The organism is Rhodococcus sp. AC861 (assembly GCF_979256035.1).
Map to the genome: position 1 here is coordinate 1 of NZ_CEEDMW010000105.1, position 238 is coordinate 238.

Below are 238 nucleotides of genomic sequence, written 5' to 3' on the forward strand. Positions count from 1 at the left end.
CACCTCGGCCGTGACCGGAGTGCCGTCGATCTCGGAGAATCCGTGGCGTGCGAAGAACGGAACCTCGAAGGGGAGGACGAAGATCCGGGACAGCTGGAGTTCGCGCGCGACGTCGACCAAGGTCGACACGAGGAGGTGGCCGACTCCGTGTCCCTTGACCGACGGGTCCACCGCGACGGTGCGGATCTCGCCGAGGGCCGCCCACAGCACGTGCAGCGCGCCGCACCCGGCGACGACA

1 protein-coding gene is annotated in these 238 nt (G+C 69.3%); it reads right to left on the reverse strand.

Annotation, left to right across the window (positions count from 1 at the left end):
• A partial coding sequence (locus AC0IX4_RS23335; RefSeq protein ID WP_471831458.1) for a GNAT family N-acetyltransferase occupies window positions 1–238 on the reverse strand: 238 nt, incomplete at both ends.